Source organism: Castellaniella sp. UC4447_H14, assembly GCF_052978285.1.
In genome coordinates this window covers 2333137-2353966 of sequence record NZ_CM129666.1, presented here as the reverse complement: position 1 = coordinate 2353966, position 20830 = coordinate 2333137, and the positions used below count along the sequence as shown (strand labels likewise).

Sequence of the window (20830 nt, the reverse complement as noted above, 5' to 3'; positions counted from 1 at the left end):
TTGCTGTCGTTTCGCTCGCGCTCAAAAAGGATTTATACATTGCAGGTGCTGGTTGCGGTGTCAGCGCCGCCATCCTGATCGGAACGACCGGTTGGCGGATGGCCCATTCGGGTCGGACACTGGCCGCACCCTATTGCAGGATGAGATCGCATGTCAGACAGACAGAATCAAGAAAAGGCTCCGCACGCCTGGCCGGCCATGGCCAGCACGGCCTTGCGGGTTGCCTTCGGCATCATCTGGGTGGTCAACGCCGCCTTCACCTGGACCGACCAGTTCGCCGCGCATTATGTCGGCTATCTGCACAATGCGGCACAGGGCCAGCCGGCCTGGTCGGCCTTCTGGTTCAACAACTGGATCGCGATTGTCACTCCCAACGCCGGGCTGTTCATCTGGCTCACTCGCCTGATCGAAACGGCCCTGGCGCTGGCGCTGGTGCTGGGGTTTGCCCGCAAAACCGTGTATGTGGCCGGGGCGCTCTTCAGTCTGTTGGTCTGGAGCACGGCCGAAGGCTTCGGCGGCCCGTATGCCGTCGGCGCCACCAATATGGGCATCGGCATAGGCTACGTCCTCATCTTCATTGCGCTCATCGTCATCAATTACCGCTTTGGCCCCAGCCCGTACAGCCTGGACTATCACATCGAGCGGCGCTGGCGCGGCTGGCGGTCTGTGGCGGAGTGGAACCCGGACCCGGCGGTGGCGGGTGCTCACCCCGTCTCCTGGCGGATCCAGGGCTCGGTGCTCTTCGGCATCGCCCTGTTGCTGTTCTTCCTGATTGCGGGTCTGCACAGCAGTCTGAACGTGCAGGCGCCATCGCCCGCGGCCGCCGCGGCCGCCGTCTCGCCGCTGTCGCTCGCTTCGAACAAGCCGATCGCGAAGGCGCGGGACGCCACCCTGCCTCCGGTGCAGGAAGGGCCCGAGGCCACCGTCCACATCGATGCCACCGATCACTCGGTGGAAATCGCCAGCGGCGTGCAGTACCAGGCGTGGACCTTCGGCGGCACCGTTCCGGGTCCGGTGATTCACGTGCGCCAGGGACAGACCGTGAATGTGGTGTTCACCAATCACGGCACCATGCACCACTCCATCGACTTCCATGCTGCGATGACGCCGCCCAGCCTGCATTTCGTGGACATCCAGCCGGGTGAGAGCCTCAAGTTCTCCTTCGTGGCGAAGGTGCCCGGGGCGTTCGTCTATCACTGCGGCACGCCACCCGTATTGCTGCACATGGCCAACGGCATGTACGGCGCCATCATTGTGGATCCGGCCGAACCGCTGCCGCACGCGGACAAAAGCTATGTGCTGGTGCAGGGCGAGTGGTACACCCAGCAGATTTCGGGCAATGTGATGGGACCCGATTTCGGCAAGATGACCAAGGAGCAGGCCGACGAGGTCGTCTTCAACGGCGCGGCGTTCCAGTACCGCGATCACCCGCTGGCGGCGGAGCCGGACAAACGCGTGCGCCTGTACATGGTGAACGCGGGGCCCAGCCTGTGGAGCTCGTTCCATGTGATCGGCGCTATCTTTGACAAGGTCTACCCGGACGGAGATGCCGCCCACGCCTTGAGCGGCGTATCGACGTACACGGTGGGACCGGGGGCGGGTGCTGTGTTCGACCTGGTGATTCCGGACGCCGGCCATTATGCTTTCGTTGACCATTCGATGGCGCACATGGCGCTGGGCGCGGTGGGGATCCTGAACGTGCAGGCGCCAGGTGGCGCGCCGGTCGAAAAGCCTCCGGTCGAAAAAGCGCCTGTGCAACCCGTCGCGGCACCGGCGGCCGCTGCGCCGGCCACTCCGGCGGGCCCCTATGTGTTCGATGCCAAGCGCGCCGAGTCGCTGTATACCGCCAACTGCGCGGCCTGCCACCAGGCGACCGGTGCCGGATTGCCGGGCGCCTTCCCGCCGCTCAAGGGCAATCCCGTGGTGCTGGATGCGGATGCGACCAAGCACATCCACGTCGTGCTGAATGGCCTGCAGGGCGAACCCGTAATGGGAACGACCTATCCCAGCCCCATGCCGGCCTTCGGGGCGACGCTGAAGGATGCCGACATTGCCGACATCGTCAATCACGAGCGGACCTCATGGGGCAATCAGGGAAAGCAGGTCACTGCCGACCAGGTGGCGAAGGTGAGGGCGCAGAAGTAGCGCGTGCCTCTGGTCGCGTGTCAGGCGATGCCCAGCGCGCCGCCTGACACACGACCCGCCCCTGATCTCTTCGCCAGGTCGATGAGCGACTCGCAGACGGGCGACCGGGTCGAACCGCGACTGCTGATGCATACCACCCAGCGCCGCAAATCCGGGAGCGGAATGGGTTGCCTGCGAAGCTGCATGCTCAGTAGCTCGGCATCGGGTATCAGATCGGGCAGCACGCAGACGCCCAGCTTGCAGGAAACCAGGCGCAGCATCGTATCGACGGTCTCGACCTCGGCGATGACGTTCCTGTCCAGCTTTGCCCGGTGCAGCATCTGGCGCAGTGCGTAGTATTTCGGAAAAGTGATCAGCGGCTCGTCCCACGGGCGCGAATCGTCGGAAGGGAGTTCGGCCGGAGTGTCCTGGTGGTGGACCAGACACATGTGCTCCTCGAACAGATGGTCAATCGTCAGTCCGTCCACGGCGACGGCTACGTCATAGACAAATCCAAGATCGGCCTTGCCCGAACTGACCAGATCGACGACGTCCGGCGATCCGCGACCGAGCAGATAGGTGTTCACCCCGGGGTGTCGATCGTGGAATTGCGCCAGAAGCCGCGGCAAAAAATAGTGGCTGAGGGTGTGGACCATGGCGATTCTGAGGGAACCGTGCATCGTGCCTGCTTCCAGGCGAAGCAGCTCCAGTGTGTGGTCTATGGTTCCGAACGCCGGCCGGATGGCGCGGTCCAGCCGCGTGCCGATGTCGTTGAGTTCCACGCCGCGCCCCGTGCGCATGAAAAGCGGGCGGCCGATTTCGTCTTCCAGTTGCCGGAGCTGTCGGCTGAGCCCGGATTGGGAGATCCCGATCGCTTCCGCTGCCTTTGAAAGCGATCCGGTCTCGGCAATGACCAAAAAATATCGAAGTCTTTCGTCGAGCATGCTGCCTCAGTCGGGGTCCATTTTTGAACGGCAGTCCCTGACGCGCGATAAACGCATATCAAGTATGACCGTGGGTTCATGGTTAATGTACCTCCAGTTCTCAATAATTCGAATATCCGATTCATCCGGATATTTCAGAGGGGCGGCCCCGTGGTGGCGCGCTTCATAAAAAATCATGACGAGACAGGAGGACGCAATGGAAACCACTTCAAGCGGCGGCGATGAGGACAATCGAAGGACGGGCCGGCGGGAACACGTGACTGCCGCCCTGGCGAGCATGGCCGGGACCACGATCGAGTGGTACGACTTTTTTCTCTACGGAAGCGCGGCAGCGCTGATCTTCAACAAGATATTCTTTCCGTCGTTCGATCCGCTGACCGGCACGCTGGCCGCGTTTGCAACCTATACCGTGGGCTTTCTGGCGCGGCCGCTGGGCGGTATCGTGTTCGGCCACTTCGGGGATCGCGTCGGACGGAAATCGACCTTTCTGTTTACGCTGCTCCTGATGGGGATCCCGACGGTCCTGATCGGGTTCGTTCCGTCCTACGATTCGATTGGCTATGGGGCGGCCATCCTGTTGACTCTACTGAGGATCCTCCAGGGGCTGGCCATCGGCGGGGATTGGGGCGGGGCGGTATTGATCGCGGTCGAGCACGCCCCCAAGGGGAAGCGCGGATTCTTCGGCAGTCTGCCGCAGACGGGTGTGGCCATTGGCCTGCTGCTTTCGGCATTCGCGCTGGCGCTGATTTCCCGGCTGCCGGAAAAGGAAATGCTGAGCTGGGGCTGGCGCCTTCCGTTCATCGCCAGCACCGTGTTGCTGATCATCGGGTGGTATGTGCGCATCCGGGTGAGCGAGTCTCCCGCGTTCAAGAAGATGAAAGCGGCTGGCCACATTGCTCACTCTCCCGTGACGGAAACGCTGCGCAATCACATGCCCGCCACGCTCAAGGTGATGGGTGCCCGCTTCGGCGAGGTGACGTGGTTCTACACGGTGGCCACTTTTTCGCTGGCCTACGCCACCCAGACGCTGGGCTTGTCCAAGGAGTTGATCCTCCATGCGGTCATGTGGGGCGCCGCGGTGTCCATCGTGACCATACCGTTCTGCGGCCACATCGGAGACCGGATCGGACAGCGCTGGGCCTTCGGCCTGGGCGCGCTGGGGGTCATTTTCTTCAGCGGCTATTTCTTCACGATGCTGCGGTCGGGTGATTCCCTGGTGATCACGATGGCCATGATCCTGGCGATTGGCGTGATTTACGCCCTGTTGTACGGATCGGAAGGTGAGCTTTTTCCCAGTCAGTTCCCGCCCGAGGTCCGCTACACCGGAATTTCCATCGGGGTTCAGGTGTCCGGCGCAATTGGCGGCGGTCTCGCCCCGCTGATCGCGACGGCCCTGCTGAAGTTCGGGAATGGCGATCCGCAGTATGTGACGCTTTATCTGGTGGTGCTGGGCGCCATCACGCTCGTCAGCAGTTGGCTGATGAGGAAGAGTGACCGAGTTGATCACGATGTTCTGGTAGAAAAGGAGTCTATAGCATGACCAAGCCAAAGGCCGAGCTCATCAATTACAAAGAGTTCCTCAAGAAAAGCGAAGAGCGCGCGGTTCGCGCGAATATCTGGAAATGGCAGGACATCGACAAGAAGCTGAAGGAAGTCTCGAAGGACGACCCCCTGAGCGACGGCCGGTGGGCGGTGTCATTGGTCCACGAAGATACCGGCAAGGCCTATGGCGTATGCCCGAGCCTGAACATGCTGGTGCAGGTCTTCGAGCCGGGCAAGCATGCCAAGCGCCATCGCCACTCGAATTTTGCGATCTTCATCGTCCGCCAGGGGAGCGGCTATTCCATCATTGACGACCAGAAAATCGAGTGGCAGGCCGGCGACGTCTTTTTCGCGCCGCCGTGGGCGCAGCATGAGCACTGCAACACGTCCCAAACGGAGCAGGCGGTGCTTTATACCGTCCAGGACGTACCCAGCGTCACCGACATGGGCGTCTGGTTCTTCCAGGGGTCCGAAGGCGAGGGCTTTCAGCACCGGGTCACCGAGAGGAACGAGTAGGCGCGCGCCCGGCGTCTGATCTCACAGCGGCGGGATCACCCCGTTCACGCCGACTGTGACGCGGCGGGCGGTGACCCGCCCGTCGGCTTGCCGGGTAGCAAAAAAGGACACGTGTTCGCCCGGTTTCAGCGCGCCGCGGTCACTGGGCGTCAACAGGACAATGGGCGCCTTGGCCGGCACCAGGACCTTCTGTTCGCCGCCTTTGTAGCGTAGCGTCAATACACGGCCGTGGACGTCCGCCACAGCGGATTCCACCGTCGCGTTGGTCATGGTGTTTCCCTGCGCCATGGGATGGTGGCCCTCGCCTGTGCCGCGCATGTTGTCGGCAAAGATATGCACCTCGATTGCGACCAATTCGCCGTTCGGGCCGCCGGGATGGGCGGCCGTGCCGACGAATCTGCCGGGGGCGACATCGGCCAGGCTGGCCGCGGTCATTGCCATCACGGTGGCGTCGGGCTCCAGTGTGATGGCCAGGTCGCCGCCTTCGTTGGTCTTCACCGTCAAGACGGACTGGGCGAGCTTTTCGATCTGGCCATGTATCGGCGCCTTCTGCGCGAAAGACGGACCGGAAGCCGCAATCAGCAGTGCGGCGGCAATGAGGTGGGCAAATTTCACGATGAGATCCTCTACCGTCGGCGAGGGCGGCTTGTGAGGGCGGGGCTATCTGGCGCCCACCGTGCCAACGGAAGCCGGCCTCTCTGCTGGAATGCATCAGGCGATGCTCATCGGTTCCCGCCCTGAAATACTACGCTTTTGTCCGGACGGCGGCGGTATTGCGCGGACCCTTTTCTTGCGGTGGCGCCGGCCCCTGTGAAACAGTACGATGGCTCATCCGCAGGCGGCACGCGACGCCTTTCGCGGGCATTCACCATTCTGGAGGGGTTCGTGGATCCGACGGCTTTTTGCGTTCTGGACGATCCGACGCTGATCAAGCGCTCGGCGGACGGCGAGGTCGGCGCGTTCGATGCACTGATGCGCCGCTATAACCAGCGGCTCTATCGCACCGCGCGCAGCATTCTGCACGACGAGGCCGAAGCCGAAGACGCTGTCCAGGATGCTTGGTGGAAGGCTTACAGCCATTTGCGGGATTTTCGCCTGGAAGCCGCGCCGGCTACATGGCTGACCCGCATCGTGGTCAATGAAGCCCTGATGCGGCGCCGGCGAAACAAAACGCGTGAAGCGATCATCCAATCCATGGATGTTGACTTGCAGGAACAGGACACCATGTTGATGACTGACGATTCTTGCGACACGTCGCGCGGCTCCGAGCCTGACCGCCAGGCCTGGAGCGCTGAGCTGCGCGGCCTGATCGAGCAGCACATCGACGCGTTGCCCGACAAGTACCGCGCGGTTTTCATGCTGCGCGGCGTCGAAGACCTGTCCTCGGCCGAGGTGGCCGCAACCCTGGACATTCCGGAAGCCACGGTACGCGTGCGGTACATGCGGGCGCGCCGTTTGTTGCAGGATGCGCTGCGCGGCGAGCTGGATGTGCACGCGCACGATGCGTTTTCGTTTGCCGGCGAACGCTGCGATCGGATTGTGGACGGCGTCCACGCGCGCATGCGCGCCGCGGGCGTTCTTGAGCGCTGAATTTATTGGACGACGAATGAAGCCATGAGTGGCGCGCCGCGCGCGGGGGCGCGGCGGGCCATCGGCGGCAGTATGTCAGCGGCCGATGCCGTGGCCGTAGACGAGCCGGCCGCCCAGCCAGCCACCCACGGCCAAGGCTATGAACCCCAGCGCATCCAGGACCAGGGACAGCGTGTCGGGCGCCAGCGGCTGCACATGGTCCAGCCGTGTCAGCAGGCGTGCGGTGAACAGCGCGAACGCCGTCAGCATGACTCCCATGTGCAGATAGGTGTCCCGCAGGGCCGGGCCGTCCGGCACCCGGGCCAGTTCCCAGAGCCCTGCCAGCATCGCCAGCACGGCTACCGAACACCCCACCGCGAGCAGGCCGCCCGACCATTGCCAGGCCGATTCACCGAGCCAGATGCTGGCAAAGTCCGCGGCCGTGGCCAAGGACCAGCAGGCCACTGGAAAGTGGACCAGCGCGGGGTGCACAGGATGCCGCATGATGTCAGAGCACCACGCTGAGCACGGTCAGGAAGCCGATGATGGCCAGGATCGCGTGCGTGAAGACGATGGCCTTGGGCGGCAGGCGTTTGCGCAGGTGGAAGGACGCCAGGAAAAAGCCGCCCAGTGCGGCGATCAGCAGGATGATGAAGCCCACCAGAACGGGCTGCGTGGCCGAACCCTCCACCAGGCCGACGATCAGCAGGATCAGGCCGATGGCCCCCAATAGCGCGTGTACCACCGACAACGCCCAGGGCGCGAATTTGTCTCGCAGTACGCTGGACGCGAGGACCAGGCCGCCGAGGGCGCCGATCCCAAAGAACCATAAGGCAGTGATGACCATTTTGATGTTCTCCCAAGTGAGCTCCGGTCGGCGGCTGGTGCCGCCTTATTGGAGAGTCGTGCAATAGATGCGTGGTACAGGCGGGGCGTTTCAAAATCTGGAAATTCCTGGCTGTCCCCGGCGACCTTTGTCTCGCAGGCATCCGCTCCCTTAGAATCGGGATTTTGCGGAGACACTCCGATGGCATTGCGCGACTACATAGGTGAGCAGCTCCTGGGCGTGCTGGCTTCGTATCAGGAATTGGGCGTGGTGCATCACATCGGCATGGTCTATCCGCGCTCGAACAACGAGTTGCGCGTCTTCATCCCGAAAGGCCATGCGCTGGTCCCGAACACCCTGGTCACCCTGCATCTGGACAATCGCACCGGGGTGGACGAACTGGATGCCGACTTGCATGTCTACCGAACCTCGTACAAGGGCCGGATCACTGGCGTGGACGAGAACTGGATCACGCTGTCACCGGTGGAGTACATCCTGGTTCACGGTACGCGCGTCGTGGAGACCTATCGCAGGCCTGACTACGAGTTTCCCGCGGATGTGCGCCTGGAGTCGCCGCTCCCCATCTCGTCCCTGCAACGCTTGGGCCCCGTGCGCGAAAAAGAGCATGACAACAAAGTCGGCATACTGACCACGCTGGCCGAGGGGCAGCCCCACACCACCGTGCTGGCGTTCCTGAACACCGAAGCCGATGACGTGTTTCTGGTGTCGGTGCCGGGCACCTTCAAGCTGCGCCTGCTCAAGCGCGACCCGCGGTGCTTTTTCATCATCGACGAGCGCGCCAAGTTCATCTTCGAGCGGGCCATCGACTGGAACTACACCATCCTGGAGATGATCGCGCACCAAGTCCCGCCGGACTCGCCGCTGTATGAGGAGGTGCGGGCCGCCTTCATCTTGAAGAACCCCTTCGAGGCAAGCTTCTTCCTCATGGAGGGCATGGAGATGTTGCATCTCAAGTGCCGTGACGTGGTGTTCTCGGGGGAGCCGCGCCCCCGGTCATGATTTGTGCGGGATTGCCCGCGCCCACCTGTGATAGGCTGAAGGGCATCACGATGCTCTTGTGAGGCTCATGGTGCAAGATCCGTATCAGGTCCTGGGCGTGGCGCAGACGGCGTCCGCAAACGAGATCAAGAAGGCCTATCGTGGCCTGGCCAAGAAGCTCCATCCGGATCTGAACCCGGGCGACAAGGCGGCCGAAGAAAAATTCAAGCAGGTCTCGCTCGCCTATGGGCTGTTGGGCGACCCTGAAAAACGCAAACGCTTCGACGCGGGCGAGATCGACGCCACCGGCGCGGAGCAGCCTGAACGCCAGTTCTATCGGGACTTTGCCTCGGCTGATCACGGCAATCCCTATACCAACGAATCCGGTTATGCGGACTTCGCCGGCGACGACGTATTCGCCGAACTCTTGCGCCGCAGCCGCCAGGCGCATGCCAACCGGCGCGGCGAAGACTTGCTCTACAGCCTGTCCATCCGTTTTGTCGAGTCGGTCACGGGGGCGAGCCAGCGGATCACCTTGCCCGACGGCAGTACGCTGGATGTCACCATCCCGCCGGGCATTCTGGATGGCCAGACGCTCCGCCTGAAGGGCAAGGGCGCGCCCGGCCACGGCTCCGGGGCGCCGGGCGATGCGCTCATCAAGATCGAGGTGCTGCCCGATCCACGCTTCAGGCTGGAGGGCGTCAATGTGATCGTGGAGCTGCCAGTGTCCCTGTCAGAGGCGGTCCTTGGCGGCGAGGTGCGCGCACCGACCCCCGCGGGCGACGTGATGCTGGCAATCCCCAAGCATTCCAGCTCGGGCACCACGCTGCGCCTGAAAGGCAAGGGCGCCCCGCGCCGCGAAGGCGGATTCGGCGACGAGCTGGTCCGGCTGAAAATCGTGTTGCCGAAACCTCCGGACCCGGAACTTGAAGCGTTCGTGGCCGGCTGGGAAAAGGGGAGGGCACACAATCCGCGCCAAGGTGAATCATCATGATCATGACCCGTGAGGAATTCCTGATCCGCGCGAATCTTCAGGAACAGACCCTGGAGTTCTGGCTGGAACAGCAGTGGCTGATCCCGGACGAACAGGTGGCCGAAACCCGCTTTACCGATTGCGACATTGCCCGCGCCGGCCTGATCCGGGATCTGCAGCAGGATTTCGGCGTCAACGACGACGGGGTGGCGCTGATTCTGCATCTGGTGGACCAGCTTCATGGCGTGCGGGAGGCCCTGAGTCTGCTGGAGGAGACGAGGCGGGTGAAGTGAGGGCAGCGAGCTGGAGCTGCGCGAGACCGTGCGCGGCGGTCCATGCGGGTGTGGAGTTCAGTCGCCCGTGCCGCCTGATGCGCGAGCGCGGTTTGCGGCTGCTACGCGGAGCGCGCCGTCAGGATGTCCCTGAAACTCTTCAGAACGTATTCGACGTCGGCCGTATCGACCTGGAAATGCGTCACCATGCGCGCCTGTCGTTCACCGATCTTCTTGATGAGGACATGACGTGCCTTGAGTTGCTCGATCAAGTCGTCCAGGCCCGGATTGCGGGTGGTCAGCTCGATGGCGACGATGTTGCTTCGGGGCTCTGGGGTCAGCAGGCCTATCCCCGGCAGGGCCGCCAGACCTTTTGCCAGCAAACGTGCGTGCGCATGGTCGGCATGCATGTGTTCCCGCATGGTCTGAAGCCCCACCAGCCCCGCGGCTGCGATGATGCCCGACTGCCGCATGCCGCCGCCCAGCCGTTGCCGGATGCGCCTTGCTTTCTCGATGAACGCCCGAGACCCCAGCAGCAGCGAGCCCAGCGGGCAGCCCAGCCCTTTGGTGAGGCAGACCTGCAGCACATCCGCCTGCTCGGCGAGCGCGGACAACGGCACACCGAGCGCGGCGGCGGCGTTGAACACGCGAGCGCCATCGAGATACACCGGTACCCCGTGCGCCCGGGCGAGGCTGCGCACCCGGATCATGTTGTCCAGTGAACAGACGTCGCCTGCATTCAGGTTGTAGGTGTTCTCCAGGCAGATCAGACCGGTTGCCGCCGACTGGATGCTGCTGCTTCGCAAGGCGCTCTGCATCTGGTCCAGGTCGTATTGGCCATGGGGCGCGTCGATGACCCGGGGCTGAACCTGGGACAGAGTGGTGAGTCCCGCCACTTCCATGTTGTAGACGTGGGCGTCGCGTCCCACGATCACCTCATCGCCGCGCTGGGTCAGCGCCATGACCGCCACCTGGTTGGACATGGTCCCCGAAATGGTCAGCAGCGCGGCCTCCTTCCCGAAGAGCGAAGCGGCCACGGCTTGCAGTTCATTGGTGGTGGGGTCTTCTCCCAAAATGTCGTCTCCGACCGGCGCGCGCGCCATGGCTTCGCGCATGGCGTCGGTGGGCAGTGTGTCAGCGTCGCTGCGCAATTCGATCATCCGGGCCACGTGGTCATTCTCCTTGTGGATGCCGCCGGTTCCGGAGCTTGCAAAGCCTGGGCCGTGACGGGGGCGATCACTCCGACGCCGCAGTCGAAACCGTTGTTGTCGTGGGCCCTGGAAGTCTAACGCAGGGGCTTCGCCAAGTGTGGCGCCCGGGGTCCCGGTGCCGATAGAATGGCAGTGATCTTCAGGACTTCTCAAGGACCGCCATGGACGACGTTACGGTTACTCCACTTTCGGACGCGGAGCGTTCGGCGCGCAATCTCGCTACGGTCGTCTACGGCCTGCAGCTCCTGGGCGTCTTTCTGGGCGGCGTTCCCACCATCATCGGCGTCATCATCAATTATGTGAAACGCGACGATGTGCGGGGAACCCTCGGCCAATCGCACTTCCGCTGGCAGATCCGCACATTTTGGTACGCCCTGTTGTGGGCGGTGATCGGTGGGGTGCTGATGGCCGTATTCATCGGTGTGGCCATCCTGATCGCCGACGGCATCTGGGTCATCTATCGCGTCGTCAAGGGATGGCTGTATTTGAACGATCGCAAGGAGATGTACGCGTAGTTCGCGGGTTGGAAAAGAGTCGGCCATGAATGTGATCATCGAAGATCGGCCTGCGCTTCGCCTGGCGGCCGTCCCGCATGTCGGTCCGTACGACGGAATCTCCGAAGCCTTTCAGCGCCTGGGCTCCATAGTCGGTCCTGCCGGCCTTGTGCGGGAAGGCACTCTGATGCTGGCGGTCTATTACGATGACCCGCACACCACGTTGGCCGGCCAGCTTCGCTCGGATGCCTGCATTTCGGTGCCTGATGGCGTCGGCCTGCCGGCCGGCGTTGTTGAAAAGCGATTGCCGCCAGGCCGCTATGCGCGCACGACGCATGTTGGTGCGTACTCCTCCCTGGGCGATACATGGTGCCGCCTGACGCGTGAATGGCTGCCGGGTAGTGGTTACCGAAGAGGGGATGCGCCCAGTTTCGAGGTGTACCGGAACACCCCCTCCGATACGCCGGCTGATGAGCTGCGTACGGACCTGTACGTTTCGATTGCGTGATAGGCAGCGCGCGGGCGATGCAGAATTGCATCGGCTTTGCCCTGACGATCGTCTCGATCACATCGATTCGATCGTATGCAGTTTTCGACGATGCCGTTGCAGGTACTGGGCATTGCGATGGTCACTTCGCCACAGCATTGCCATCCTCAGGCTGCTCGAAAACCCGTCGGCCCGAAGACCTTTCGGCCGCGCACCGCGCTGAGGACCCATGCGCCCCCGGGTGGCATAGACGCGACGCCGGATCTACTCCCATTTGAGCAACTGGAAGAAGCGCTCGGCCAGGGCTACAAGGTAACGTAAGCGCCGGAGCTCCATAGCAGAACCTCAGAGATTACCCGAACCCACCTCCACGACAACCTTGCCAAAGGGCCCGGCTTCCAGATGGTCGAGTGCCTCGTTTAAATCGTTGAATCCATATCGACGGGCAACAATTGGTGTGATTCCCGTGCGGTCGATCGCGCGAACCAGATCTTCCAAACCGCTGCGATGTCCCACGCCAATGCCTTGCACGGAAACCTGCTTGCGCAGCAAAGGCCCCGTTGGTCCGGAGAATGAGAAACCATCGAATACGCCAATCACGGAGATACGGCCCTGGATCGAGACAGCCTCAACAGAGCGCCCGAAATTGGCACCACCAGCCATCTCCAGCACATGATCCACGCCACGGTCATTGGTCATCCGATATACCGCTTCTACCCAATCTTCGCGCAGACGGTTGATGACATGGAACGCGCCAAGCAGCTTGGCGCGTTCCAGTTTTTCATCGCTGGAGGACGTGACGATGACCGAAGCGCCGTGCGCTACTGCGATCTGCAAGGCAAACAGCGATACGCCGCCGGTGCCTTGGATGAGTACGGTCTGCCCCGCGTGCAGGTGGCCGTATCCCACCAAAGCGCTCCAGGCCGTCAGCCCGGCTACCGGCAGCGTACTGGCCTGCACATCGTCCAGACTGTCCGGCGCATGCACGAACCAGTCTTGCGGAAAAGCCACATATTCGGACAGCACGCCAGGCAGGACACCCCCCAAGGTGCGATATGGAGGGTTGCGGGCAGTGCCATACAACGGCCGTCCGCCCAGCCACTCGGCCTCAAAGCTCGAAATGACCCGCTGGCCAGGATGGAAACGCTCTACACCGGCGCCCGTTGCGATGACTTCGCCGGCAAGGTCCGATGCGGGAACGACGGGAAAGGTCGGCGGCAATCCCGCACCTTCCTCAATGGCGCTCTTGTCGCGGTAGTTGAGGGAAACGGCATTGACCTTGACCAGGATTTCGTTTTCTTCAGGTGACGGTACTGGCACGGTGATGAGTTGCAAATTCTGGCGTCCAGGCGCGTTCAGGCGCCACTGCTTCATGGTTTGATCGGACATAAAACCTTCCATTCGTTGTTTTCGTGAATAGCTGGCCAAATATTTCGTCTTCGGTGCGCTTTGGTACGGATCCAGTTCATGGCAAGATGCTGCTCTGAAGCCTGGGTCTTACTGTCGCATACCGATCGCCAGGCGATTGAAGGCACTCATCAGTGCGATGGCGAAGCTCAAGTCTGCGATTTCCGCGTCGCTGAATTGCGCCTTGAGCCGTTCAAAGTCCTCGTCGGGAGCGTGACTGTGGGCTACATCCACCAGGGCTTCCGTCCAAGCCAGTGCCGCACGTTCGCGCTCGCTGAAATAAGTACTCACATGCCAGCCTGCCAGGCTGTCCAGCTTCGCGTCCGGTATCCCACCAGCCCGCAAGGAGGCCGTATGCATCTCCAGGCAGAACGCACAACCGTTTATCTGTGAAGTTCGCAGATACACCAGATCGATCAGCTGTTTCCCAAGGTCGCTGTTTGTCAGGGCCCTTTTTGTGATACTCAGACCCCGATAGGCTTCAGGTGAAAGGGTTTGGTAGGGCAAACGTAGTGAGCTCACGAGGTATCTCCAGTAGAGAGTGAAGGGACAAGGAACGTCACGATCCACGTTGCAGCGAGGCAAGCGCGATGCATAGCACCAGCAGGCCGATTGCGGAAAACATCCCAATACGCATTCCGCCGTAATCGGCGATCGACCCACATAGCAAGGGTCCCGCTGTCTGCCCGAGCGAGAACATGACCGTCATCGCCGCGATGATCCGCGTCCATGCATGTGAGGGCACGAGTCCGCGCGCGTAGTCGAGGTGAGCGAACGCGCTGGCCATCAGCGACCCCCCGAACAGAGTTGCCGAGAGCATGACCGCGGCAATACCGTGCAGCAACAGCAGAACCAGGCCGCTTGCAATCAGTACGCTTGTGGTCAGGACCACCCCGCCGCTGCCACGCAGCCGCCCGAGCAGCGGTCCCCACACAATCATCGAAGCGCTGACCGCCAGGCCCGCGACGAGCCAGAAGTCCACGATGCGTGTCTGGCCGTAGCCAGCGGCATGAAGGTAGGCGATCACGAACGTCATCAGGGCGTAGTAGCCCGCACCGTAGAGAAAATAGGCTCCCAAAATTGGGCGCAGCCGACCCAGCGAGACACTGGCCCCGTCGGCGGTCGCAGCCGTCATTGGCGGAACGCGCCTCACCGCCGGGACCGTCAATGCGATCGCTATCAGTGTCATCAGACCGAGCACGATCCAGCTTCCGGCCCAGTTCCATCCCGAGGCCAGCACGGGTGGAAGGAGCAGGCCGCTCAGGACCATGCCGATCCCCGCGCCGGACCCGTAAATGATGGTGAACAAGCTGCTGCGGCCCGAGGCGGCACCTGCCCGCGCGGCGAGGCTGAAGCCGGCGATGAACACGCAGCCTGTGACGAAACCCGCAATGAAGCGCAGCAGGAGCAGCGCCGCATAATCGTGGAACAGCGCCATGGCCAGGAGCGATGCAGCGGTCAGGAGAAGTCCGTGCACGAACACGCGCTCCGTGCCGAGCCAGCGCTCGGCGTGTACCGTCAACAGTGACCCGAGCAAGTAACCCACCGCCATCGCGGTACCGAGCGAACCAGCCTGGGCAAAGCTCCAATGCAAGTCGTGCTGCATGGCGGGCAGCAACAAGGAGTACGCAAACCGCGCGAAGCCCAGCGCGGCGGCTGCGCCCATTGCCAGGCCAGCCGGCACCCACAGGGAAACGCCGGACGATTCGACGGCCTGTTCACGACCAGGCCGGGGGCCGAGGGTGTTGCCGCTGGAAGAGTCCATTTCGAGCTCCGCAATTCGTCAAGCAGGAATCAGCAAGGTATGCCCGCATGACATTGAAATCCAACGAGATTTTTTGACCCGATAGGTGAGCTGAGCTAACATTTCGCGATGTCGGATCGCCTCCCTTCACTCAAGGCTCTACGCATCTTCGAGGCCGCCGGGCGCCATCATGGCTACACCCGTGCGGCAGAGGAATTGTTCCTGACGCACAGTGCCGTGAGCCACCAGATCAAGGCGCTGGAGGCTGAACTCGGAACAAAGCTGTTTCGGCGTGCGGGCCACTCCATGTTGCTGACCGAGGACGGCCGGCGACTTTACCTTGCGGTGAACAAGGCGCTGACGCTTATCGCAAAAGGCGTTGCGGACGTACGTGCGGATGACAGGCCGCAGACACTGAACATCAGTGCGCCGCCTTCACTGGCGATCTGGCTGGTACCGCGACTGGTGGACTTTCGGCGTCGCCATCCGCACCTGGAAATCAACCTTAGCGGGACCATCGCGCTGGCCGATTTCGATCATGACGATGTGGATCTTGCCTTGCGGTCCGGCAACGGTGACTGGCCGGGCCTGCGCGCGGATCGGCTTCCACTGGACGGGCTCGTTTATCTGGCGGTGTGCAGCCCGACCTATCGCGACGGACGCTTGCCGCGAACGGTAGCGGAATTGCGCAAGTGCACCCTGATTCATCACCCCTTCATGTCCTGGGTCGAATGGTTCAAGAGCGCGGGGGCGAACGTGGAACCGCCCATACCGGGACCTCATTTCAATGAATACCCGCTCGCGATGCAGGCTGCGGTCTCCGGACAGGGCGTGATGCTGGCCAATTCGGTCATGATCAGCGCGGAACTCGCCAGCGGCCAGTTGGTGCGTGTGTTGCAGGCCCAGCCAGCGTCTCTCCAGTCGTACGCTTATTACATCGTCTTTCCGGAAGACCGGGCACTATCGCCCAAGGCCCGCGTGTTCTGCCACTGGCTGGTGAAGCAGTGTAATGACCCCGCGGAACCTGCACAGATCAGGCGGCTGATGCGAAGGCCTCAGCCGGGGTTTTCATGTTCAGCGCCTGGTGAGCGTGCGTGAGGCCGCTCAAGGCGTGGACATCGCCCCATCAGTCGTCGCTTGTCGGCGATGCGCTGATCTTTGCCGAGAAGCTCGACCAACCGCGACTCGCACGGGGAGATGTCATACCCTCGCCGCTGCGAGATCATGAACGTGAGAGAACCGAGGTGCCAAGCGTGACGTTCGAGCTCGACGAGCCGTCCGCTCGCCAGATCGTCCCGAACGAGGTGGCGTGGCAAGTGGCCCCAGCCCAGACCGGCGGCGAGAAGATCACGCTTGGCGCCGAGATCGTTAACCAGCCACTGGCGCTTGCCTGCTACGCCCTGTTGGGTCTTTCCCGCTCCCGGCTGGTTGTCCGTGACGACGATCTGAACGTGCCTGCCAAACTCGTCCATCGGGATGGGCTTCCGCGTTGAAGCCAGCGGGTGGGATGGCGCGCACACGGTCACCATCTCCGCCTCACACAGCCACTGGCGTTCGATGGCATCCGGGTTCACCTCGGGCACGTTCTCGATCGTGACGGCCAGGGCACACACCCTTTCGAGTACCAGGTTCTCTCCGCCTTGCATGGTCGTGATTCGCAGGTCGATCACTGCGTTGCGGAACTCCGCTTGCAGCGTCCGCAAGCAATCGATCAGGTGATGGCGCGGGAAGTAGGCATCGATCGCAACTGAAACTTGCGGCGCCCCGGTTCTGGCGATCGAGCTGGCACGGTCCTTCATCTCCTCCGTGCGTGAGATCACGGCTCGCGCGTCCGGCAAGAGGCTGCGCCCCGCCGCGGTGAGTTGAGCCTTTCGTGTGTTTCGCTCGAACAGCTCGACATCAAAGGCGCTTTCCAGCGCCTTGATGGCATGACTGATGGCCGACTGTGCGCGCCTGAGTTTCTGCGCGGCGCCTGAAAAGCTTCCCTGATCGCATACCGCGACGAATGCGCGCAGTTGGTTGATAGTGACATTGTCGAGCATGTGTCATCTAAATAGTAGATTTAATAATGCGATATTTCGTCAATTGTTTTGATATGTCAAGGAATCTAGACTGCTCTCTATCGATAAAGGACTTCATGACCGCCAGCGAAGTCGCTGTCGACGGCGGCCTGGCCCAACTCTGATAAAGGAAGATCAAATGGAACACGCTCTCAAAGGAAAAACCGCTCTTGTTACTGGAGCGTCGCGGGGCATTGGCCGCGCCATTGCCGAACGTCTTGCAAAGGATGGCGCAACGGTCGCGCTGACCTACAACGCGAGTAAATCTGGCGCAGACCAGACAGTCGCAGCCATCGAGAAAGCGGGTGGCGCTGCGTTCGCGATCCATGCAGACCTCGTTGACCCGGCGACTGTCCCGACCTTGTTCGAAAAGCTGGACGATGAGTTCACCCAGCGAAACGGAAGCAAAGCGCTCGATATCTTGGTCAACAACGCTGGCAATTCCGGGTGGGTGGGCTTCAAAGACGCCACGCCTGACAGTTGGGACACCCTGATGGCGGTCTACGCTCGCGCACCTTTCTTTATCGTTCAGTCCGCTCTGGATCGCCTCGCCGATGGTGGACGCATCATCAACATCTCTTCCGCTGCCGCCACGAAGCCTTTGGCAACCGCGCCTGTCTATTCAATGGCCAAAGCGGCCATCAATACCATGACCCAGGCGCTCGCGTCCGAGCTGGGGCCGCGCGGAATCACCGCAAACGCCGTCGCGCCGGGCTACACGCGAACGGACGCGAACGCCGCCTTCCGAGAGAATCCCGACCTCGTGAAGGCGGTCGAGGCCGACATTGCGCTGGGGCGCTTTGGCGAGCCTTCGGAAATCGCCGCCGTCGTGGCGTTCCTGGTTTCTGATGAAGGCCACTGGGTGACCGGCCAGACGATCGAGGCGAGCGGGGGCTACAAGCTCTGACCGCGCCGAGAACTCAAGCGTGCTTACGGTGCGCATCCAGCCCAGGCCTTATTGGCGCATGCTGAGCGCCAGGCGACTGAGGCGATGTAGCCGTTCACGCTGCAACGTATCGGCCAGCGGCTCCGGAGTGTGACCCAGCGCAACGGAGTCGGCGGCCACAGCCTGCACGGCAGCGTCCAGGCGCGCTGATCCCGCCCGCCACCAGTCGGCCAGCAATTGATCAGGGGAATACACGTCCAGCCTCTGGCGCCGCAATTCGGATCGATCGAAATCCTTCAGATTCCATGTCATCACATGCACCGCGGGAGGGCGCTGCAAGCCGCAGCGCGCTCGCCGCGCCAGGCCGGCCGCAATCACATGAAGATCCTTCGCGTCGCTGTAGCGCAAGCCGACTTCGTAGGGGCCGGTATTGACCTCCATTGCGCCGGGGAAGCGCTGGTTCATGGCGCTCCATTGTTCCGCCAGCTTTTCAGGCGAAATCTGCCACACGCGGGCCGCGTTGCGGCGCCATTCCTCGCCGATGCGTTCGGTCCAGATCGGCTGGAACACGCCCTGATCGGCCAGACGCAGCAGCAATCGGCGCTGCAGCGTGGACATCAGCACGCAGGCATCGAGGACGATGAAGGGAGGGGCAGAGCAAAGCATGGGGGAGTGGCGAACTTTCGTAGTGAAACTCGGTCAATCCAAACCGGCCCGAAGGTCGCTACATAAAAGTTGTTTCGAGCGGCTGTCACCCATGCACGGTGGGCCGAATCAGATTTTCGGCTGGAATTCCCAGCCCCTTGTGCAGTCGCCAGATCATGGGCAGCGTCAGGGAGCGTTTGCGATTGAGAACCTCGTAGACACGGTTACGCTGGCCAATCATGGGCTCCAGATCCTTTGCTGTCAGCCCAGCCTGCTCCATCCGAAATTTGATGGCCTCCACTGGGTCAGGCAAATCGATCGGGAAGTTTTTGGCCTCATAGGCTTGGACGAGTGTGGTCAGGACATCCAGGAGGTCCCCTTCAGGCGTGCCGGCATCGGGGTCATTCTCCATGAGTCTGGAGACCGCCTTTAGCGCTGCCTTGTAATCTGCATCAGTATGGATTGGGCGGATGTCCATGGTTCACTCCATTTCTACGGTTTCGGCGTCGATCTTGTCGTACTCCGCGTGGGTGCCGAGGAATTTGACGTAAACGATGCCCAGCTTGTAGGCGATGGCAACGATGAGTCGATAGTCGTTGCCCTTGATGTTGAAGACGATGCGTCGGTTTTTCAGCACGCTGGCGCTGCGGTATTGGGCCTTGATGTCGGCTGGTTGTGCCCATCGAGCCTGAGTGGCTTCATCGAACCAGGCCTTGAGGGGCTGCTCTGAAGCAGGGTGGACTTCCCAAAAGCGGCGCAGGGTGCTGGCGGCGATCACTCTCATGAACATAGAGTAGTCCCAAATTGGGACTAACGCAAGTTTGTTCTGGGACTTGCTGCGCAGTTCAGTCCTTGAGTGCGGTATCTCCCCAGCGCATGATGTCCTCGATGACAGGCTGTACTGCAGTGGCCCGATCCATCGGGGCATATCTTCTCCGGCTCTACGGGCAATTGCGTGGAACGTGACCCGGTTGCGCCGAGCGTGCCCAAGAAGACGGCTGCGAGGGCCTGGCCACCACCTCGCATGGCGAGACAGCTTACACTCGTTGATGCCGTTGGTGCGGCGGTTCTCATGGGGTCGATTCTGATGGTGTTGAACACTTCTGCAATGCGTTGTTGTGTCAAGCGATGGGCCCGGATGCCGGAAATCAGGGTGGTGTGGGCCAAGTACCCTGCGCTGGTTCTCTGGTGCCTGACGCTGCTGTTGCTTTCACCGGTGGGTAGCGTTCGCGCTGCAGCCCAAGATGTGTCCTTCCCGGCGCGGGTGCAGCAGGGGGCGATGGTGATCGGCAAGGTAGCCCCAAAAAGCAAGGTGATCTATGACGGGCGCACGCTCGCCGTCACCGACTATGGCACCGTGGTGTTTGGTGTCGCGCCCGATGCCACCGGCCCCCTCCATCTGCGCGTGACCCCGCCCGGCGGCGCAGCCCTGTCCGTGGATCTGGCCGTGCAGCCGCGCGACTGGCCGGTCGAGCGGATCAGCGGGCTGCCGCCCAAGACTGTCTCACCTCCGCCGCAGATTGCGGCCCGGATTCGTCGGGAGCAGGCCCGGGTGGCGGCGGCACGTGCGACCAGCGATGCGGGGATGGGTTTTGCCGAGGCCTTTATCTGGCCGGTGCATGGTCGCGTTTCAGGGCGCTTCGGTAGCCGGCGGATTTATAACGGGATTCCTGGTGCCCCACATTCGGGCATGGACGTTGCCGTCCCGACCGGCACACCGGTCAAAGCGCCAGCCAGTGGCCGGGTGGTGTTTGCCGATCCCGGCCTGTATCTGACCGGCGGTACAGTGCTGATTGACCATGGTTATGGCATTGGCTCGAACTTCCTGCACCTGTCCCGCCTGGACGTCCACGTGGGTGACGTGGTGAGCCAGGGCCAGGTCATTGGGCTGGCAGGCGCGACAGGGCGTGCGACCGGACCACACCTGCACTGGGGCATGACATGGTTCGAGATGCGTATTGATCCGTTGCTGGTGCTGGATCGCACGCGGTGACTTGCGGTCGTACTGGAGCAGGTCGTGACTGGCGGAATTGGGTACCGCGGGGCGACTTTACCCGCGCATAGCGGGATGGTCCCGGGGATGAAGGGCACGCGCACAGCGAGGCCAGCATGATGTGCGCCGCATCGCGGG

The 20830-nt window shown here is 62.3% G+C and carries 24 protein-coding genes; 12 read left to right on the top strand and 12 right to left on the bottom strand.

Annotated features, from left to right (window positions below):
* Positions 1-150: 150 nt before the first annotated feature.
* On the top strand, positions 151-2145 hold the full coding sequence (locus tag ACVCMJ_RS11320; RefSeq protein WP_447081509.1) for a multicopper oxidase domain-containing protein: 1995 nt from the start codon (positions 151-153) through the stop codon (positions 2143-2145).
* A gap of 20 nt (positions 2146-2165) precedes the next feature.
* On the opposite strand, the gene ACVCMJ_RS11315 is transcribed toward ACVCMJ_RS11320, so the two are convergent.
* Complete coding sequence (locus ACVCMJ_RS11315; protein WP_447081508.1) at positions 2166-3068, bottom strand: LysR family transcriptional regulator; 903 nt, start codon at positions 3066-3068, stop codon at positions 2166-2168.
* 196 nt (positions 3069-3264) lie between these two features.
* Between ACVCMJ_RS11315 and ACVCMJ_RS11310 the strand changes: the two genes are divergently transcribed.
* Positions 3265-4608, top strand: a complete 1344-nt coding sequence (locus ACVCMJ_RS11310) for an MFS transporter (RefSeq protein ID WP_447081507.1) — start codon at positions 3265-3267, stop codon at positions 4606-4608.
* Positions 4605-5126 (top strand): cupin domain-containing protein, encoded by a 522-nt coding sequence (locus ACVCMJ_RS11305; protein WP_447081506.1) that lies wholly within the window; start codon positions 4605-4607, stop codon positions 5124-5126. Before ACVCMJ_RS11310 ends, ACVCMJ_RS11305 begins: the two co-directional genes overlap by 4 nt.
* A gap of 21 nt (positions 5127-5147) precedes the next feature.
* Here ACVCMJ_RS11305 and ACVCMJ_RS11300 read toward each other — a convergent pair whose 3' ends face one another.
* The gene (locus ACVCMJ_RS11300) at positions 5148-5741 is read right to left on the bottom strand and encodes a hypothetical protein (RefSeq protein ID WP_447081505.1); all 594 of its coding nucleotides are present in this window, start codon (positions 5739-5741) and stop codon (positions 5148-5150) included.
* Between the two features lie 195 nt (positions 5742-5936).
* On the opposite strand from ACVCMJ_RS11300, the gene ACVCMJ_RS11295 reads away from it, so the two are divergent.
* Positions 5937-6716, top strand: a complete 780-nt coding sequence (locus ACVCMJ_RS11295) for an RNA polymerase sigma factor (RefSeq protein WP_447081504.1) — start codon at positions 5937-5939, stop codon at positions 6714-6716.
* Between the two features lie 75 nt (positions 6717-6791).
* Here the strand turns inward: ACVCMJ_RS11295 and ACVCMJ_RS11290 are convergent, their stop codons facing one another.
* Both ACVCMJ_RS11290 and ACVCMJ_RS11285 read right to left on the bottom strand, forming a co-directional pair.
* On the bottom strand, positions 6792-7199 hold the full coding sequence (locus tag ACVCMJ_RS11290) for a DUF2231 domain-containing protein (protein WP_447081503.1): 408 nt from the start codon (positions 7197-7199) through the stop codon (positions 6792-6794).
* Positions 7200-7203: 4 nt separating this feature from the next.
* Complete coding sequence (locus tag ACVCMJ_RS11285; RefSeq protein WP_447081502.1) at positions 7204-7542, bottom strand: hypothetical protein; 339 nt, start codon at positions 7540-7542, stop codon at positions 7204-7206.
* A 180-nt stretch (positions 7543-7722) separates the two neighbouring features.
* Between ACVCMJ_RS11285 and ACVCMJ_RS11280 the strand changes: the two genes are divergently transcribed.
* The 3 genes from ACVCMJ_RS11280 (at position 7723) to ACVCMJ_RS11270 (ending at position 9786) form a co-directional block, all read left to right on the top strand.
* Positions 7723-8541, top strand: coding sequence for a hypothetical protein (locus ACVCMJ_RS11280; protein ID WP_447081501.1), 819 nt, complete (start codon positions 7723-7725; stop codon positions 8539-8541).
* A 67-nt stretch (positions 8542-8608) separates the two neighbouring features.
* Positions 8609-9514, top strand: coding sequence for a DnaJ C-terminal domain-containing protein (locus tag ACVCMJ_RS11275; RefSeq protein WP_447081500.1), 906 nt, complete (start codon positions 8609-8611; stop codon positions 9512-9514).
* The gene (locus tag ACVCMJ_RS11270; protein WP_447081499.1) at positions 9511-9786 is read left to right on the top strand and encodes a chaperone modulator CbpM; all 276 of its coding nucleotides are present in this window, start codon (positions 9511-9513) and stop codon (positions 9784-9786) included. The genes ACVCMJ_RS11275 and ACVCMJ_RS11270 overlap by 4 nt, the downstream gene beginning before the upstream one ends.
* Before the next feature lie 101 nt (positions 9787-9887).
* Here the strand turns inward: ACVCMJ_RS11270 and ACVCMJ_RS11265 are convergent, their stop codons facing one another.
* Positions 9888-10925, bottom strand: coding sequence for a threonine aldolase family protein (locus ACVCMJ_RS11265; protein WP_447082581.1), 1038 nt, complete (start codon positions 10923-10925; stop codon positions 9888-9890).
* Positions 10926-11137: 212 nt separating this feature from the next.
* Here ACVCMJ_RS11265 and ACVCMJ_RS11260 point away from each other — a divergent pair, with 212 nt between their 5' ends.
* Together ACVCMJ_RS11260 and ACVCMJ_RS11255 are read left to right on the top strand one after the other, a co-directional pair.
* On the top strand, positions 11138-11491 hold the full coding sequence (locus tag ACVCMJ_RS11260; RefSeq protein ID WP_447081498.1) for a DUF4870 family protein: 354 nt from the start codon (positions 11138-11140) through the stop codon (positions 11489-11491).
* Positions 11492-11516: 25 nt separating this feature from the next.
* Complete coding sequence (locus ACVCMJ_RS11255) at positions 11517-11978, top strand: AraC family transcriptional regulator (RefSeq protein ID WP_447081497.1); 462 nt, start codon at positions 11517-11519, stop codon at positions 11976-11978.
* 324 nt (positions 11979-12302) lie between these two features.
* Here the strand turns inward: ACVCMJ_RS11255 and ACVCMJ_RS11250 are convergent, their stop codons facing one another.
* The 3 genes from ACVCMJ_RS11250 to ACVCMJ_RS11240 all read right to left on the bottom strand — a co-directional run bounded on the left by ACVCMJ_RS11250 (position 12303) and on the right by ACVCMJ_RS11240 (position 15129).
* Positions 12303-13346 carry a zinc-dependent alcohol dehydrogenase family protein gene (locus tag ACVCMJ_RS11250; protein WP_447081496.1) on the bottom strand — a complete coding sequence of 348 codons (1044 nt, stop codon included), beginning with the start codon at positions 13344-13346 and terminating at the stop codon, positions 12303-12305.
* A gap of 108 nt (positions 13347-13454) precedes the next feature.
* Positions 13455-13886, bottom strand: a complete 432-nt coding sequence (locus tag ACVCMJ_RS11245; protein WP_447081495.1) for a carboxymuconolactone decarboxylase family protein — start codon at positions 13884-13886, stop codon at positions 13455-13457.
* A 37-nt stretch (positions 13887-13923) separates the two neighbouring features.
* Positions 13924-15129 (bottom strand): YbfB/YjiJ family MFS transporter, encoded by a 1206-nt coding sequence (locus ACVCMJ_RS11240; protein WP_447081494.1) that lies wholly within the window; start codon positions 15127-15129, stop codon positions 13924-13926.
* Between the two features lie 108 nt (positions 15130-15237).
* Here ACVCMJ_RS11240 and gcvA point away from each other — a divergent pair, with 108 nt between their 5' ends.
* The gene (gene gcvA, locus ACVCMJ_RS11235; protein WP_447081493.1) at positions 15238-16206 is read left to right on the top strand and encodes a transcriptional regulator GcvA; all 969 of its coding nucleotides are present in this window, start codon (positions 15238-15240) and stop codon (positions 16204-16206) included.
* Here gcvA and ACVCMJ_RS11230 read toward each other — a convergent pair.
* Positions 16164-17150 (bottom strand): LysR family transcriptional regulator, encoded by a 987-nt coding sequence (locus tag ACVCMJ_RS11230; protein ID WP_447081492.1) that lies wholly within the window; start codon positions 17148-17150, stop codon positions 16164-16166. The two genes, gcvA and ACVCMJ_RS11230, sit on opposite strands and share 43 nt — an antisense overlap.
* Before the next feature lie 157 nt (positions 17151-17307).
* Here ACVCMJ_RS11230 and ACVCMJ_RS11225 point away from each other — a divergent pair, with 157 nt between their 5' ends.
* A complete protein-coding gene (locus ACVCMJ_RS11225; protein ID WP_447081491.1) occupies positions 17308-18075 on the top strand; it encodes an SDR family NAD(P)-dependent oxidoreductase in 768 nt (255 codons plus the stop codon).
* A 48-nt stretch (positions 18076-18123) separates the two neighbouring features.
* Here ACVCMJ_RS11225 and ACVCMJ_RS11220 read toward each other — a convergent pair whose 3' ends face one another.
* The 3 genes from ACVCMJ_RS11220 to ACVCMJ_RS11210 form a co-directional block, all read right to left on the bottom strand.
* Positions 18124-18720, bottom strand: a complete 597-nt coding sequence (locus ACVCMJ_RS11220) for a PIN domain-containing protein (protein WP_447081490.1) — start codon at positions 18718-18720, stop codon at positions 18124-18126.
* Positions 18721-18805: 85 nt separating this feature from the next.
* Positions 18806-19177, bottom strand: coding sequence for a helix-turn-helix domain-containing protein (locus tag ACVCMJ_RS11215; protein WP_447081489.1), 372 nt, complete (start codon positions 19175-19177; stop codon positions 18806-18808).
* Between the two features lie 3 nt (positions 19178-19180).
* Entirely contained in the window at positions 19181-19483 is a 303-nt protein-coding gene (locus tag ACVCMJ_RS11210; protein WP_447081488.1) for a type II toxin-antitoxin system HigB family toxin, read from the bottom strand.
* Between the two features lie 288 nt (positions 19484-19771).
* Here ACVCMJ_RS11210 and ACVCMJ_RS11205 point away from each other — a divergent pair, with 288 nt between their 5' ends.
* Positions 19772-20692 carry a M23 family metallopeptidase gene (locus ACVCMJ_RS11205; protein WP_447081487.1) on the top strand — a complete coding sequence of 307 codons (921 nt, stop codon included), beginning with the start codon at positions 19772-19774 and terminating at the stop codon, positions 20690-20692.
* The last annotated feature ends 138 nt before the right edge of the window (positions 20693-20830 follow it).